At 72.5% G+C, this 15,368-nt stretch carries 12 protein-coding genes and 1 riboswitch; of the genes, 2 read left to right on the top strand and 10 right to left on the bottom strand.

What is annotated here, in order from left to right; genetic code table 11:
- The first annotated feature begins 57 nt into the window (after positions 1-57).
- Positions 58-618: a hypothetical protein gene (locus tag ABZ793_RS09815; RefSeq protein WP_357454607.1), complete on the top strand. Its 561-nt coding sequence runs from the start codon at positions 58-60 to the stop codon at positions 616-618.
- 60 nt (positions 619-678) lie between these two features.
- Positions 679-1,242: a GNAT family N-acetyltransferase gene (locus tag ABZ793_RS09820; RefSeq protein WP_357454610.1), complete on the top strand. Its 564-nt coding sequence runs from the start codon at positions 679-681 to the stop codon at positions 1,240-1,242.
- Positions 1,243-1,275: 33 nt separating this feature from the next.
- Here the strand turns inward: ABZ793_RS09820 and ABZ793_RS09825 are convergent, their stop codons facing one another.
- From ABZ793_RS09825 to ABZ793_RS09870, 10 genes are all read right to left on the bottom strand, one after another.
- Positions 1,276-2,850 (bottom strand): FMN-binding glutamate synthase family protein, encoded by a 1,575-nt coding sequence (locus tag ABZ793_RS09825; RefSeq protein ID WP_357454613.1) that lies wholly within the window; start codon positions 2,848-2,850, stop codon positions 1,276-1,278.
- Between the two features lie 109 nt (positions 2,851-2,959).
- Positions 2,960-4,180 carry a GAF domain-containing SpoIIE family protein phosphatase gene (locus ABZ793_RS09830; RefSeq protein ID WP_357454616.1) on the bottom strand — a complete coding sequence of 407 codons (1,221 nt, stop codon included), beginning with the start codon at positions 4,178-4,180 and terminating at the stop codon, positions 2,960-2,962.
- Positions 4,181-4,354: 174 nt separating this feature from the next.
- A complete protein-coding gene (locus tag ABZ793_RS09835) occupies positions 4,355-6,505 on the bottom strand; it encodes a glycogen debranching N-terminal domain-containing protein (RefSeq protein ID WP_357454619.1) in 2,151 nt (716 codons plus the stop codon).
- A gap of 306 nt (positions 6,506-6,811) precedes the next feature.
- Complete coding sequence (locus ABZ793_RS09840) at positions 6,812-7,225, bottom strand: VOC family protein (protein WP_357454622.1); 414 nt, start codon at positions 7,223-7,225, stop codon at positions 6,812-6,814.
- Between the two features lie 120 nt (positions 7,226-7,345).
- Positions 7,346-8,476: an N-acetylmuramoyl-L-alanine amidase gene (locus ABZ793_RS09845; protein WP_357454625.1), complete on the bottom strand. Its 1,131-nt coding sequence runs from the start codon at positions 8,474-8,476 to the stop codon at positions 7,346-7,348.
- A gap of 544 nt (positions 8,477-9,020) precedes the next feature.
- Positions 9,021-9,758: an amino acid ABC transporter ATP-binding protein gene (locus tag ABZ793_RS09850; protein WP_357454770.1), complete on the bottom strand. Its 738-nt coding sequence runs from the start codon at positions 9,756-9,758 to the stop codon at positions 9,021-9,023.
- Between the two features lie 2 nt (positions 9,759-9,760).
- Positions 9,761-10,540: an amino acid ABC transporter permease gene (locus tag ABZ793_RS09855; protein ID WP_350708139.1), complete on the bottom strand. Its 780-nt coding sequence runs from the start codon at positions 10,538-10,540 to the stop codon at positions 9,761-9,763.
- A 41-nt stretch (positions 10,541-10,581) separates the two neighbouring features.
- Positions 10,582-11,436: an ABC transporter substrate-binding protein gene (locus ABZ793_RS09860; RefSeq protein WP_357454629.1), complete on the bottom strand. Its 855-nt coding sequence runs from the start codon at positions 11,434-11,436 to the stop codon at positions 10,582-10,584.
- A 264-nt stretch (positions 11,437-11,700) separates the two neighbouring features.
- A riboswitch (SAM riboswitch) is annotated at positions 11,701-11,812 on the bottom strand.
- A gap of 186 nt (positions 11,813-11,998) precedes the next feature.
- Positions 11,999-12,691, bottom strand: coding sequence for a hypothetical protein (locus ABZ793_RS09865; protein ID WP_357454632.1), 693 nt, complete (start codon positions 12,689-12,691; stop codon positions 11,999-12,001).
- A gap of 238 nt (positions 12,692-12,929) precedes the next feature.
- Positions 12,930-15,158, bottom strand: a complete 2,229-nt coding sequence (locus ABZ793_RS09870; RefSeq protein WP_357454635.1) for a S8 family peptidase — start codon at positions 15,156-15,158, stop codon at positions 12,930-12,932.
- Between the last annotated feature and the right edge of the window lie 210 nt (positions 15,159-15,368).

Raw genomic sequence — 15,368 nt, forward strand, 5'->3', positions numbered from 1 at the left:
CGACAACGGCACAACAACGGTACGGTCGGCCGCCCGGCAGTTGATAGCGTGATCGTCGTGGCGGAGCTGGAAGAGCTGGTCCTGACCCCCGGCGAGCGGGTCCGGGGGGTCCGGGTCGACAGTGTGATGTTCACGATGGACTGGACTGGTGAGGATTACCCGGGCCAGCTGGCGGCGTTCGTGGCTGGTCGGGTACGGGCCTTCGGGGCAGAGCCGACAGACGTCGACACCAACGTCCTCTACCACGCGGCCGAGGCCGACCCGACTCTGTGCCGCGGTGATTTCCCGGTCCGCCAGCTCGATCATTTGTCCGGTGTGCTGGCAGATCTCGGCTGCACGCTCGTGGTGTGGGACAACGGCACCGACACCTACGAGGTGCTGGTCGCGCTGACCGGTGAGCGTGAGTTGACCGGGTTGATGCACCAGGGCCTCCCGGTGCGGGCCTGGGGCTCGGAACCCGAAGAGACCCTGGTCAGCCTGGACTGCCCGAACTGCTCGGAGATGCTGGTCTGGCAACTGTCGGCGACCCAGACCCTGGCCGACGAGCGCTGCGATTGTGGAGCCGCGTTGTTCGACGCCACTGGCCGCCCACTGCCCAACGTCACTCTCCACGACTGACCAGCTCGGTGCCCCTGGCCTACGGCGCAACTTCGGGGCCGGATCCCGTACGCTCCGGCCGTGTTCACCCCGATTCGCGCGCGCCGGCTCACCCTCCGGCCGGTCACGATGGACGACCTCGACGACGTGTACGCGTACCAGCGCCGGCCCGACGTGTGCCGCTGGATGCTCGGCAACGAGCCGCGCAGCCGCGAGCAGTCGCGGGAGTCGGTGGCGACGATGACCCGTGAGGACGGGCTGCGTGCCGAGGGCGACATCCTGACCTTGGCCGCCGAGCGGGACGGGCGGGTGACCGGAACCGTCGAGCTGGTCTGGCGGAGCCAGGCCGACCGCACCGCCGAGATCGGGTACGTCTTCAACCCGGAGTTCGCAGGCCGGGGGCTGGCCACCGAGGCGGTGGCGGCGCTGCTGGGATGGGGCTTCGAGGAGTTCGGCCTGCACCGCGTCTACGGCCGGTGCCACGCCGGCAACGAGGCGTCGGCCCGGCTGATGACCCGGCTGGGGATGCGGTGCGAGGCGCGGCATGTCGAGAGCTACCTGTTCCGCGGCGAGTGGGCCGACCGGCTCGTGTTCGCGGTGTTGGCCCGGGAGTGGCTGTCGCGATCGGCGGCGCTCCCTGGCTGACGTGGGAGGCCATGACGCGCAGCTGACAGGCGATCACGGCATCGCGGTCGGCGAGGGCGGGGCGCTGCCGCCCCGCGGTGCCTCCGCCGTCATCAGGCGTACGATCTCCGCCCGGTCGGCGGCGGACGGCAGACCCCAGCCGGGGCGGTACCCGTACACCTCGTGCAGCGGGTGGGAGGCGGTGCGGCCGTCGAGGACCTCGATGGCGTCGGTGTCGATCAGGCCCGGATGCTCGACGCCGCACGCCTCGGCGACCTTGACCAGGTCCCGCCGCAGGGTCCTGACGTAGTTGGCCGCGCGGACCGACTTCCGGGTCGGGTCGAGGCCCCGGGCGAGCCACGGGTTCTGCGTGGCGACGCCGGTGGGGCACGTGTCGGTGTGGCACTTCTGGGCCTGGATGCAGCCGATCGCCAGCATCGCCTCCCGGCCGACGTTGACCATGTCGCAGCCGAGCGCGAACGCCACCACGGCGTTGTCGGGCAGGCCGAGCTTGCCGGCGCCGACGAAGACCACCTGCTCGTGCAGGTCGCGTTCCGCGAAGACCTTGTAGACCCGGGTGAAGCCCTGCTGGAACGGCAGCGACACCGAGTCGGTGAAGATCAACGGCGCGGCGCCGGTGCCGCCCTCGCCGCCGTCGACGGTGACGAAGTCGACCCCGCGCCCGGTGTCGCGCATCAGGGTGGCCAGCTCCTCCCAGAAGCCGAGGTCGCCCACCGCGGACTTGATGCCCACCGGCAGGCCGGTCTCGGCGGCGAGCAGCTCCACCCAGTCGAGCAGGCTGTCGCAGTCGGAGAACTCGGCGTGCCGGGACGGGCTCACGCAGTCCCGCCCCGGCGCGATGCCCCGGGTCGCGGCGATCTCCGCGGAGACCTTGGCGGCCGGCAGCAGGCCACCGAGGCTGGGCTTGGCGCCCTGGCTGAGCTTGACCTCCAGCGCCCGTACGGGCGCCCCGGCGACGAGGTCCCGGAGCCGGTCGAGGCTGAACCGGCCCTGCTCGTCCCGGCAGCCGAAGTACGCCGTGCCGATCTGGAAGACCAGGTCACCGCCCTTGCGGTGGTACGGGGACAGCCCACCCTCGCCGGTGTTCTGCAGGCAGCCCGCCAGAGCCGCGCCCCGGTTGAGGGCCTCCACGGCGTTGCCGGAGAGCGAGCCGAAGCTCATCCCGGAGATGTTCACCACCGACTCGGGCCGGAAGGCGTGGGCCCGGCCCCGGGCGGCGCCGAGTACCTTCGCGCACGGCAGCCGCACGTCGTGTCCGGCACCCGGAGTGGACGGCGGTACGGCGCGGCCGAAGGTGCGGTGCTTGATGATCGGATAGCCGGGGGTGAACTCGATGTCGTTGTCGGTGCCGAAGCCGAAGTAGTTGTTCTGCTGCTTCGCCGACGCGTACACCCAGCGGCGCTGGTCGCGGGTGAACGGGCGTTCCTCGTTGTTGCCCGCGACGATGTACTGGCGCAGCTCCGGCCCGATCGACTCGAGCAGGTAGCGGGCCCGGCCGAGGACCGGGAAGTTGCGCAGCAACGCGTGGTCGCGCTGGATCAGGTCGCGCGCGGCGAGGGCCGCGACGGCGGCGACGGCGGCGGGTACGGCTCGACTTGCCCACTTCATGCCCGCCACTCTTTCCGCGATCGCCCTCCGCCAAACGGGCCGGCGGGGCGGACCCGGCCAGCCCCGTGCCGCCGGCTGACCCCCGGCGCGCTCCCCTCCGGCTACCGGATCAGCCGTGCGTCGGCTGTCGACGGACGACCAGCAGGGCGATGTCGTCGGTCGGTTGCTCGACGCCGAGGGCCGCCATGACGGTGCGGCAGACCTCCTCGGGAGGGTCCGGCCGGACCGCGTCGACGAGCTGCTGGACACCGACGTCGATGACCTCGTCGCGGCGTTCGACGAGCCCGTCGGTGAAGCAGGCCAGCACGGCCCCCGGCGGAAGATCCACCTCGGTCTGCCGGCGGGCGGTCGGTCGGCGACCCGTGCCGAGCGGAGGGTCGACGTGGACCGGGACCAGGGCGCCCGGCCGGCCCGGCACGGCGAGGACGGGTTGCAGGTGCCCGGCGGTGGAGATCCGGATCCTGCCCCGGTCGGGGGAGACCATGACGTAGAGGGCCGTGGTCAGGCTGCCGGCCTCGAAGTGGGAGACCTTCCGGTCCAGCAGCGTCAACGCCTCCGCCGGATCGTCGCAGACCAGCGCGTACGCGCGCAGCGCGCTGCGGACGCGCCCCATCACCACGGCCGACTGCAGGCCGTGCCCCGACACGTCGCCGATCACCAGCCCCAGCCAGCCCGACGGCAGGCTGAACACGTCGTACCAGTCCCCGCCGACGCCGGCGACGTGACCGGGCACGTACCGGGCGGCCATGGCCAGACCGGGCACCTCGGGCAGCTGGTTGGGCAGCAGGCTGCGCTGCAGGGCGAGGGCGGCGGTCTGTGCCAGGTTGTTCGCCCGGGCGAAATGGGCCAGGCTCGCCCGGTCGGCGACCAGCTCCAGCAGGCGGACGTCGTCCGCGGTGAACCGGCGGTGACGCAGCGTGCCGACGTGCAGCACGCCGATGAGCTCACCGCGGGCGAATATCGGCACGCCCAGCAGCGACGTCAGGCCCATCGCCAGCAGGATGGGGTTGACCACCGTGCCGGGCGTGACCTCCTCGATGACCACCGGCTGTCGGGTCAGCGCGATCCGGCCGGCGAAACCCCGGCCGACCGAGACGCGGAAACCTCGCCGGACCTCCTCCTCGAGACCCTTGGCGGCGGTGGCCACGAGCTGCTGGGCGTGCGCGTCCAGCAGCAGGATGGCCGCGGTGTCGACGCCGAGCAGATCCCGGACGCGATCGAGCAGCTCGTCGAAGAGGTCGGCCGCGTCGAGCCGGGACAGGGCAGCGTCGGTCACCGCCTCGAGACGGCGTAACCGCTCGTCGTCCTGGATGAGCCCCGCGTCGGCCACGACAGGATCCTAGTCCCGCTGGCCGGTTCCGCCGCTATCAGACCTGCGCCGACAGCAGCGCGTACGGTGCGGGGACGCCGGTCGGACGGTGACGACCGCGAGGTTCGTCCCGAACCGGGCCCGTCCGGGCGTTTCGAGCCGGCGGCGGCGCCGGCGGTCCCGATCCGCGGCCGGTCAGGGGCGGTGTCGGCGGGCGGACATCGCCTGGAGCGTGGGCCGACGCACCACCGCGATCCGGTCGCCGCGGGCGCGCAGCGACGTACGCCCGCCGCGTCCACGCCGGACGGTCAGGTCGACGGTGCGCCCGCCGACCTGCACGCCCTCGAGGACGAGGTCCGGCAGCCACTCGGGCAGGTGCGGGTCGACGAAGATCGTCCGCAGCGGCGCGGCCGGGCGCAGCGCCAGCAGCGCCTGGATGAGCGCGACGACCGCGCTGGCGGACCACGCCTGCGGGGAGCACGAGTTCGGGTAGACGCCGGGGTGCGGGTGCGCGTCGTCGCGCGGCAGGCCGCTGAGCACCTCCGGCAGGCGGTGCTCGGTGAAGAGCGCCGCCGCGGCGAACATCCCCTCGGCGAGCCGGTGCAGGTGCTCCCAGCAGCCGTACCGGGCCAGCCCGAGGCCGATCGTGCCCGCCTCCACCGGCCAGACGCTGCCCCGGTGGTAACTGAACGGGTTGTACGCCGGGTGCGCCGACGACAGGGTGCGCACCCCCCAGCCGCTGAACATGTCGTCGGCCAGCAGGCGGTCGGCGACCAGGGGAGCGAGCCGGGCCGGCACGATCCCGGTGGCGAGCAGGTGACCGTCGTTGGAGTTGACCGAACGCACCTGCCGCTTGTCCGGGTCGAGCGCCATGGCGTGACAGCCCCGCTCGGGCATCCAGTAGGCGCGGTGGAAGCGGCGACGAAGGACGGTGGCCCGGCTGACCAGCCGGGCGCCGAGCGCGGGGTGACCGGCCGCGGCGAACACCACGGCGGCGTGCCGCAGCGCGGCGTACCAGTACGCCTGCAGTTCGCTGGTCGCGATCGGGTTGGGCACCACCTCGCCGTGCTCGTCGACGACTGCGGTGTCGGAGTCCTTCCAGCCCTGGTTCTTCAGCCCGGCCCGGGACCGGCAGTGGTATTCGAGGAAGCCGTCCCGGTCGGGGTCGCCGTACCGGTCGATCCAGTCCAGGGCGCGGCGCGCGACCGGCAGCAGGTCCCGCACCGTGTCGAGATCCCCCGTCCACGCGAAGTACTGCCCGAGGAAGATCAGCAGGTCCGGCGCGGTCGACCAGTCGCCGTAGTAGCCGCTGAACGGGTCGAGCCCGAGCGCGGACACCGGGCCCCGGCGGGCCTCGTGCAACGGCTTGCCGGGCTCCTCGTCGCGCCAGTCGTCGATGCGCCGCCCGAGGTGGCCGGCGTTGAGCCGCAGGCTGTCCGCCAGCATCGTCGGCCCGGCGAGCAGGGCCTGCCACGACGCGGTCATCGTGTCGCGGCCGAAGATCTCCTGGTAGATCGGCAGGCCGGCCATCGGCGCCGTCGGCCCGGCCGGCTCACCCAGCGGCAGCACCGCCAGGTCGTCGACCGCGCACCGCCAGGCCGCCGTGACGTCGAAGTTGCTGCTGTTCAGCCGGGTCAGTTCCCGGGCGAGGTGGGCGCGGGCGCGGGCCGCGTCGTCGTCCGGCTCGGCGAAGGTCGGCGGCGGCGCGGCGAGACGCCGTCCCTCGAAGACCGGCTCGACCACGAGTTCCACCCGGCCCGACCCCCGGGGCGGCACCGCGACCGCGACCAGGACGGCGTCGTCCACGTACCGGACGGGCGAATCCGCGTGTACGCCGATCGCCACCGCCCGGTCGAGGCCGTCGCACCGGTAGGTCAGGCGCAGCTCGCGGTCGTCGGGGTGCCAGCTCGCGTCGACCGCGCCCGACTGCACCCGGCGGCCGGTCTCGGCCTCGCTGGTGTCGGCGAAGTCGGCGGCGAGATCGATCCGCAGTTCCAGTTCCAGCGGCACCGGGGCGTAGCTGACCACGGTCAGCCGGGTGCGCAGCCCCTCGCCGACGAAGCGCTCCACCAGGAGGTAGGCCGCGCGGGAGGGCAGTGCCTCACCGTCGCCGAGTGCGGCGTACGAGAGCTGGGCGTGGCCGGCCACGTTGGCCGTGCTGAACGGCACCGGCTCGCGGCCGTCCACGGCGAGGCGCTCCGTGCTGAGCACCCGGGTGTTGCGCGCGAAGAAGCCCTGCGGGCCGGCGCCGGTGATCCGGCCGCGCACGTCGGTGACCAGCGTGCTCCAGCCGCTCGCCACGTAGAGCAGATCCGGTCGGACCCGCAGGTTCCGGACGCCGCTCATCGGCCCGGCGGCCGGTGTGGCCTCGGCGTCCGGGGCGGCCGCCGCCGGCGCGACCTCCCGTGGCCGGAGGCGGCCCCGGCGGGGCGGGCGGCAGGCGGGTGCGGCGACGTCGCGCGGCCGGCAGGGGTCCCGGCGGCAGGCGCGCTCGAGGGCGTCGACGGCATCGGTGCACCCCCTGACCGGCGGCTGGCGGGCCCGGGCGCGCCGGTGCGGCGCGCCGCGGACCCGTCGGACAGCGGTCGGTACCCGGTCGCGTCGCCGGTACACCTCCGGCCGGCCCGCCGGGCCGCGGGAGCGCTCCCCGGATCAGCCCTGGGGCTGGCCGATGTCCACCATCCAGCTGGTGCCGAAGCGGTCGACGCACATGCCGAACTCGTCGCCCCACATCTGCTTCTCCAGCGGCATGGTCACCGTGCCGCCGTCGGCGAGCTTCTCCCAGTAGCCGCGCAGCTCGTCGGCGTCGTCGCCGCTGAGGCTGACGGCGACGTTGTTGCCCGGGTTGTGCTCCATCCCCGGCGCGGTGTCCGAGGCCATCAGGGTGTAGCCCCGGTCGGTCTGCAACATCGCGTGCATGATCTTGTCGGCCAGCGCGGGATCGTCGGTGCCGAACTCGCCGAAGGTGCTCATCGACAGCGAGCCGCCGAACACACGCTGGTAGAACTCCATCGCCTCCCGTGCGGTGCCCGGGAAGCTGATGTACGGGTTGAGCCGAGACGCCACAACACCCTCCTCCGGTCGTGAAGGCGTCATCGTCGCAGATCAGGGGCCGGGTGTGGGCGAGGCGCGCCCGCGTTCCGCGGCCCGTGGGAGCGGGGAGGCCGTCCCACGGGCCGCGGGCGGTCAGTGCCGGAAGGAGTGGCGCACGACGCCGCCGACGAGGACGCACCACGTGTTGGTGGTGAGCTTGCCGTCGCGGGGCAGGCCGTGCAGCGCCTGGAGGTCCTGGACGGCCTTCTTGGTGGCGTGGTCGTACTCACCGGTGACGGCGACGTCCGCCCACCCCTTGAAGTTGAGCATGAACTGGGCGGCGCTGACCGGGATGCCGGTGGTGTCCTTGTCGAGCTCCGGCGCCAGCGTCTCCCAGGTCGGCGCGGTGAGGGTGGCGTCGACGTCGACCGGGATGCCGTTGCGGTACTGCCAGTCCTGCACGGCCGCGACGGTGGCGGCGTCGAAGACGCTGTTGACCGGCACGGTGTAGCCGCGGTGGGCCAGCAGGTACTGCACGACCCGCACCGACGGCGAGCCGACGAACCGCCACAGGTCCGGCCAGCGGCGGGCCGGCACGTCCGCCAGGTCGGTGTCGAGGGCCTCGAACACCCGGCGGCGCAGGACGGGGAACTGGCGGTAGAAGGCGGCGCCGGGGCACTGCGTGGTGCGGAAGTCCCAGTGCCCGAAGATGTCGTGGGCGTGCAGACCGTACTGCCGGCAGATGGTCGTGCAGAGCCTGACCAGCGAGTCCAGCAACGCCTCCGGCGGCGTCTCGGTGACGTACGTGCCTTCGTTCTCGATGCCGATCGCGCGGCCGTTCTCGCCCGGGCAGTGCGCCGAGATCATCTGCCGGTCGCCGGCCTGCAGCCGCTCCAGGCTGCCCCGGCGCCCCTCCATGACGTATCCACCACGGCTGACGGTGAAGTGCTGGCCGGTGTCGGACCAGCGGTTGCCGTCCATGTGCAGGTCCTGGCAGTCGCGGGCCAGCTTGATCGCCTGCGCCTCGGAGTAGTCGGTGACGTTCGGGAACGCCATGTGGTGCACGATGATCTTGTTGGTGGGGATGGCGCTGACCGACAGCGGGTCCGCCGGCGGACGCGCGCCCCACTCGTCGCAGCTGTAGATCCAGTCCAGGTCGGCGCCGGGGTCCGCCTGCGCGGCGGCCGGGAAGGCGAGTTCGCTTCCGACGACCGCGACCGTGGCGGCGCCGAGGCCGGCCCGCAGCAGGGTCCGACGGTCCAGTTCGGAGTGGTCGAGGTGCATGGGATCTCCTGTGCGGCCGGGTCGGGGGTGGAAGGGGGGTGCGTGAAAGGAAACTCCAGTGGCCGCCTGTGTTGTGGAAGATATTGCCCAGACCTCCGCCGCTGGTCAATAAGGAGTCGTCCGGGTGACCGTCCGCGCCGAGGTTGAGGATCACGGGGAGCGACGCGCAGGTGGCCGTGGGTCGTCGGGTTTCCGACAACAGAGGTTCGGCCGGTGGACGAGCCGGCTGCCCGGACCGCCGACAGCGCGGACCGCCAGGGGCGTCACCAGGCAGCGCAGACCGGTACGGGCGGGTCAGCGGCGTGGACCGGCGTCCGGCCATCCTCCGAGAGGGACGGTCCGCCGACGGTCGGGTGATCGGGCCGCACCGGGCGGGGGGAACTACGACACGGCGCGTCCGTACGTCGTCGGGCTCACCGACGGTCAGGCGGTCACGCTGGCGACGAGGTGTTCGGCCGTGCCCTGGCCGCCTTCTCCGCCGCGATCCACGACTGTCCGGCGTCCCGCGCCTACGTGGTCCTCCCCGTTGGGGCGTCGCGGCGGGTCAGAGCACCTGGGAGAGGAAGCGGCGCAGCCGGGGGTGCTCCGCCCCCTCGAAGATCGCGGCCGGCTCGCCGGCCTCCAGCACCACGCCGCGATCCATGAACGCGACGGTGTCGGCGACCTCGCGGGCGAAGCCCATCTCGTGGGTGACCACCACCATCGTCATGCCGCCGGCGGACAACTCGGCCATCAGCCCCAGCACCCCCTTGACCAACTCCGGGTCCAGAGCCGAGGTCGCCTCGTCGAAGAGCATCACCTGCGGCCGCAACGCCAGCGCGCGGGCGATCGCGACCCGCTGCTGCTGCCCGCCTGACAGGTGCGCCGGCCGGGCGTCGGCCTTGGCCGCGAGCCCCACCAGCTCCAGGTGGTCGCGGGCGACCGCCGCCGCCTCGTCCTCACCAAGCTTCCTGATTCGGCGCAGCGCGAGGGTGATGTTGCGCAGCACGCTCATGTGCGGGAAGAGGTTGAACTGCTGGAAGACCATGCCGACCCGCTGCCGCAGGGCGTCCGGGTCGTCGCCCAGCACGCTGCGCCCGTCGAGCAGCACGTCGCCCCGGTCGGGCTCGATGAGCCGGTTGATGGCGCGCAGGAGCGTGGACTTGCCCGAGCCGGACGGGCCGATCACGCAGGCCGTCGCGCCCCGCGCGACGTCCAGGTCCACGCCGCGCAGCACCCGGTGCGACCCGAAGGCCAGGTGCACGTCGCGGACGCTCAGGCTCACCGAGGTCGTCGTGTCGATGCTCATCGCTGGTTTCCTCCCGCCGCGCCCGGCAGCGCCAGGTCGAGGTCGTCGTCGGCGTCGGCGGGCGCGGCGGCCTGCCGGCCGTGCCGCAGCCGCCGGTCGATCCAGTTCACGACGTGGGTCAGCGGCACGGTCAGCGCCAGGTAGAACAGGCCGGCCAGCAGCAGCGCCGACTGGTTGCCGGTGTTCGCCGCGTAGTCCTGCCCGATCCGGAACAGCTCCCGCTGGCTGGCCAGCAGGCCGAGGAAGTAGACCAGGCTGGAGTCCTTGATCAGCGCGATCAGCTGGTTCACCCAGGCCGGCAGCACCCGGCGGATGCCCTGCGGCACGATCACCAGACGCATCGCCTCGCCCCAGGACAGGCCCAGCGCCCGGGCCCCCTCCAGCTGGGCGGCCTCCACCGACTGGATGCCGGAGCGGAAGATCTCGCCGATGTAGGCCGCCGCGATCAGCGACAGCGCCAGGATGCCCAGGGGATACGGGTTGGGGCCCCACACCTCCATGCCCAGCGGCGCCAGACCGACGCCGATGAGCAGGATGGTCGCCGCGGCCGGCAGGCCGCGGAACACGTCGGTGTAGACCCGCGCCGGCCAGCGCAACCATCGGGTACGCGAGATGCCGGCGACGGCCAGCCCCATGCCCAGCACCGAGCCGAGCAGGGCGGCGGAGATCGCGAGGATCAGCGTGTTGGGCAGCCCGACCGTCAGCATCTCGGGCAGCGCCTCGCGCATGGAGTCCCAGTCGAAGAAGGTCTCCCACAGGGTGCTCAACGGATCCATCGTGTTCTCCTACCGTCCCGCTCGCTCGTCGTCAGTACGTGTCAGGAGGCGGCCGAGGCCGACGGCACCGGGACGGTGCCGCTGCCCGGCTTGAAGTCGGCGGGGATCGGGCGGCCCGGGTAGTACTGGGCCTGCAGGCGGCTCCACGTGCCGTCGGCGATCACCTCGTCGAGGCCCTTGTTCAGCGCCTCGCGCAGCTTGTCGTTGCCCTTGGCGAACGCGTACGCCGTCGGGGCCGGGCTGAGCAGCTTTCCCGCTACCTTGATCTTGCCGTTGCTGTCGGCGGCCGACTTGTCGCCGATCTCGGCGGGGGCGATCCAGGCGTCGGCGGTGCCGGCCTTGAGCTGGTTGATCGCGCCGTTGTAGTCGGGCACCCGGACCGGGTCGAGGCCCTCGCCGGTGGCGTAGTCGTCCTGGACGGTGCCCTGGACGACCACGACCCGCTTGCCGGCGAGCTGGTCGAAACCGGTGATCGAGGAATCGGCCGGCACGTCGAGCCCGAAGTAGCCGAAATCGTAGCCGTTGCCGAAGTCGACGGTCTTCCTGCGGGCCTCGGTGATGGTGATCGAGGAGCTGCCGACGTCGAACTTACGGTTGTTGACCTGCGAGAGCAGCGCGGAGAAGTCCGTCCCGACGAACTCGACCTTCAGGCCGACCTTCGCGGCGACCGCGGTGAGCAGGTCGTTGTCGAAGCCGGTGAACTTGCCGTCCTTGAGGTAGACGTTCGGCGGGGCGTCGGTGAGCGTGCCGGTGCGCAGCACCCCCGGCTGGAGCAGGTTGTACGGGTTGTCGGTCGTCTCGGACGCGTCGTCGCCGCAGGCGGTCAGGGCGGTGGCGGCGAGGACGGCGGCGACGCCGAGGGCGGCGGCGCGGGTGAGGGCGGGAAGGAATCGCACAGGTGTCTCCGAAAGGGGTCTCCGGCGGCGGGCACGGGCGTGCGTCGCCGGCGGTGCGCCCGGTGGGCGTACCGCTGGGGTGGTCCTGGGAAGGGGGTCTGGTGCGTGGCTAACGCGGGTCGCCGGGGCGACACGAGGCGCTGCAGACCCGCATCATGTCGACGTGGCGGCGCCGGGTCAACGGCGGCGGGGCCGCGGCGGGGACCGTCGGTACGCAGATGCGGAAGGACATGGCTCTCCTCGGTCGTTGCTGACCTGGGAACCAGGCCACGCTTGCACCGAAGCTGCTCCGGTGCCTGGTCTTCACCCGGGGCACCCCTGCGCGGACGAGGGTTGCCGGCCAGCGAGCCGGGGCTTGACGCTGGCGCTCATGACCTGCCGACGAGGCTAGCAGCCCCCCGTGGTGGCGCGTCCAGCCGCTATGACCACCCTCACGTGGCGCCGCCCGGCGCGAGCGGAGACGGCGCCGACCCCAGCGGCGACCCGGCGGCGAAGCGGGGCCGGGCCCGGTGGCGAACCCACGCCGAACCCGGGCCGAACCGGCGGGCTCGGTCCCGGGCGGTCATTCCTCGATCGCGCCGCCCACGCGCCGCAGGTGCTGCCGGAAGGTGTAGCCGGGGTCGGTGGCCCGGCGGGCGAGGTAGTCGGCGAACCCGGTCTGCTCGCGCAGCGTCTCGCCGGCGCGGATCCGCCGCGCCTGGACCCGCTCGACGTCCCGGATCCGCTGCGCCGCCGCCAACACCTCCCCGGCGTTCGCGGCGGGGACGAAGAGCACGCCGTCGTCGTCGGCGATGACGAGGTCGTCGGCGCTCACCAGGTGCGGCCCGATCCGGGCGCTGGCGAGCGTCTCCGGCTCCCGCTCGTCGAGGCGGTCCGGGCCCAGCGGCAGGCTGCCGTAGCTGAACACGGGCAGGCCGATCTCCACCAGCTCGGGCGTGTCCCGGTGCAGGCCCCACACCACGACGCCGGCGACGCCGGCCGCGGCCCCCTCCAGCACCGCCAGGTCGCCGATGCACGCCTCGTCCGTCCGGCCGCCGTTGTCGATCACCAGCACGTCTCCGGGGGCCGCGCCCGCGTACGCCTCCAGGAACACGTCGACGCTGCCGTGGTGGCGCACCGGCAGCACCCGCCCGGCGAGGCGGTGGCCGGGGACGACCGCCCGGATCCCGGCCGGCGCCGCGCGCGGCGGCACGCCCAGCCGTACGCAGGCGTCGGCGATCAGCGGCGTGGACAGGTCGGCGAAACGCTCCGGCATGGGGTCCTCCCGGCGGTGTCCGAGGCGTGGACGGTCATCGTAGGAAGGCCGGCCCGCGTGGCGGCCAGGTCCAATCCGGACCCGCTGGCCCGGCCGACGACGACCGTGACCGCAAGGGCGAGCGCCCCCGGCGCCGGCGAAAGCCGTGCCGTGTGCGGGGCCGGCAACGGATGTCGGGGCCCCGACTGGAGTTCAGTCGGGGCCCCGGTGTGGGAGTGCGCTGGTGGCGCCGTTGCCGCTAGAGCGTCAGCGTCCAGGTGTTGAGGTAGCCGGTGTCGCCGGAGGCGGCGTCCTGCACCCGCAGCTTCCAGGTGCCGTTGCGGGCCTCGGAGGAGAGGTTGACGGTGTAGGTCTGGTTGATGTTGTCGGTCGAGCCGCCGGTGCGGTTGTGCAGGGTGTAGGCGGTGCCGTCGGGGGCGACGAGGCTGACGACGAGGTCACCGATGTAGGTGTGGACGATGTTCACGGCGACGGTGCTCGCGGTGGAGGCGTTGCCGGAGCAGCCGCTGATGGTGATCGAGCTTTCCACCGTGGTGTTGTCGCCGATGCTGACGTCGGTGCCGTTCGTGCCGGTGCAGCCCGGGGGCGTCCCGCCGACCAGGTTGAGTGTCCAGGTGTTGAGGTAGCCGGTGTCGCCGGAGGCGGCGTCCTGCACCCGCAGCTTCCAGGTGCCGTTGGCGGCCTCGCTGGAGAGGTTGACGGTGTAGGTCTGGTTGATGTTGTCGGTCGAGCTGCCGGTGCGGTTGTGCAGGGTGTAGGCGGTGCCGTCGGGGGCGATGAGGCTGACGACGAGGTCACCGATGTAGGTGTGGACGATGTTCACGGCGACGGTGCTGGTGGCGGAGGCGTTGCCGGAGCAGCCGCTGATGGTGATCGAGCTTTCCACCGTGGTGTTGTCGCCGATGCTGACGTCGGTGCCGTTGGTCTGCGAGCAGCCGGGCGGCCCGTTGACCGTCAACGTGTACGACGCGGTCTGGGTGGTGACCGTGCCGGTGCCGGTGACGGTCACCGCGTAGGTGCCCGGCGCGGTGGTGCCGGTGGTGGAGATGGTCATCGTGGCGGAGTTGCCGGAGGTGACCGACGACGGGCTGAAGCTCGCCGTGGCTCCGGCGGGCAGGCCGCTGGCGGAGAACGTCACGTTCTGCGCGCTGCCGACCGTGGTGGTGGTGCCGACGGTCGCGGTGACCGCGCTGCCCGGGTTGACCGTTCCGGAGGTCGGCGACACCGACATGGCGAAGTCCTGCGTCGGCGTGCTGATGTTGCCGATGTAGAGCAGCTTGTTCGGTGAGCCGGTGCCCGGGTTGGTGACCTTGCCGTTGGTCGCGTCGTTGACGAGCTTGTCGCGGACCTGCTGCGGGGTGTACGACGGGTTGGCGGCGAGGACCAGCGCGGCCGCACCGGCCACGTGCGGGGTGGCCATCGACGTGCCGCTGATGGTGTTGGTGGCGCTGTCGCCGGTGTGCCACGCCGAGGTGATCGACGAGCCCGGGGCGAAGATGTCCAGGCAGGTGCCGATGTTGGAGTAGTCGGCCCGGGCGTCGGTGCTGGTCGTCGCCCCCACGGTGATCGCGTTGGGGGTGCTGGCCGGCGAGACACCGCAGGCGTCGGCGGAGTAGTCGTTGCCGGCCGCGATGGCGTAGCTGACGCCGTCGGCGATGGAGGCGGTCACCGCGTCGTTGACGGCCTGGTCCTTCCCGCCGCCGAGGCTCATGTTGGCCACCGCCAGCTCGCCGGGGTCGTGGTCGCCGGTGACCCAGTCGATGCCGGCGATCACCCCGGCGTACGTGCCACTGCCCCCGCAGTCGAGGACCCGGACGCCGACCAGGGTGGCGTTCTTGGCCATGCCGTACGCGGTGCCGCCCACAGTGCCCGCGACGTGGGTGCCGTGGCCGTTGCAGTCGTCGGCCGAGCCGCCGTCGACCGAGTCGAAACCGGTGACCGCGCGGCCACCGAAGTCGCTGTGCGAGAACCGGATGCCGGTGTCGATGATGTACGCCCGGACGCCGGAGCCGCCGTTCGGGTAGGTGTAGGAGTTGTTCAACGGCAGGTCGCGCTGGTCACTGCGGTCCAGGCCCCACGACGGGGTGGGGCTCTGCGTACCGGAGATCCGCACGACGTGGTTCTGCTGGACGTACTTCACCGACGGGTCGGCGGCCAGCCGCCGGGCCTGCGCGGCGGACATCCGGGCCTCGAACCCGCGCACCGTGTGCTGGAAGGTCCGGGCGACGGTGCCGTCGTGCCGACCGGCCAGGGCGCGGGCGTTGCCCGTGACCTCGGCCCGGGTCACCGCGGTGTCCTTGAACACCACGATGTACGAGCCGGAGACCGCGGTGGCGCCGCCGGCCTGGAGGATCTGCCCCTCGGCGGGAGCGGCGGTCGCTGGGGTGCCGAACGCCACCGCGGCGGTGACCGCGGCTGTTGCGACGCCCAGACGCCAGTGGCGCCTGGACAGGCGGGGGAGTGTCATCGGTCGTCCCTCTCCTGACGCCGGATCCCGTGCGGGGGGTGGTGCAGAGATCCGGGAATGTCGATCTGGTCGGAGTGATGCTAGACGGCGATGCATTCGAATGTATAGATGAAAGAATTTCCGCGTTTCCTGCTGATTCCACGCGGATGTGAAGGACTTGCCGTGTCGACACGCCTGTTTTTTCGTCCTCGGTCGAGGATGGCGTCCCAC

This window comes from Micromonospora sp. NPDC047465 (assembly GCF_040643125.1).
In the GTDB taxonomy this organism is placed as follows: domain Bacteria; phylum Actinomycetota; class Actinomycetes; order Mycobacteriales; family Micromonosporaceae; genus Micromonospora.

Excerpts from the sequence above, each read along its gene's own strand:
- ABZ793_RS09865 (WP_357454632.1), bottom strand. The coding sequence starts at position 12,691 with ATGCCGGAGCGTTTCGCCGACCTGTCCACGCCGCTGATCGCCGACGCC.
- ABZ793_RS09835 (WP_357454619.1), bottom strand. The coding sequence starts at position 6,505 with ATGAGCGGCGTCCGGAACCTGCGGGTCCGACCGGATCTGCTCTACGTG.
- ABZ793_RS09870 (WP_357454635.1), bottom strand. The coding sequence starts at position 15,158 with ATGACACTCCCCCGCCTGTCCAGGCGCCACTGGCGTCTGGGCGTCGCA.
- ABZ793_RS09855 (WP_350708139.1), bottom strand. The coding sequence starts at position 10,540 with ATGGATCCGTTGAGCACCCTGTGGGAGACCTTCTTCGACTGGGACTCC.
- ABZ793_RS09845 (WP_357454625.1), bottom strand. The coding sequence starts at position 8,476 with ATGCACCTCGACCACTCCGAACTGGACCGTCGGACCCTGCTGCGGGCC.
- ABZ793_RS09825 (WP_357454613.1), bottom strand. The coding sequence starts at position 2,850 with ATGAAGTGGGCAAGTCGAGCCGTACCCGCCGCCGTCGCCGCCGTCGCG.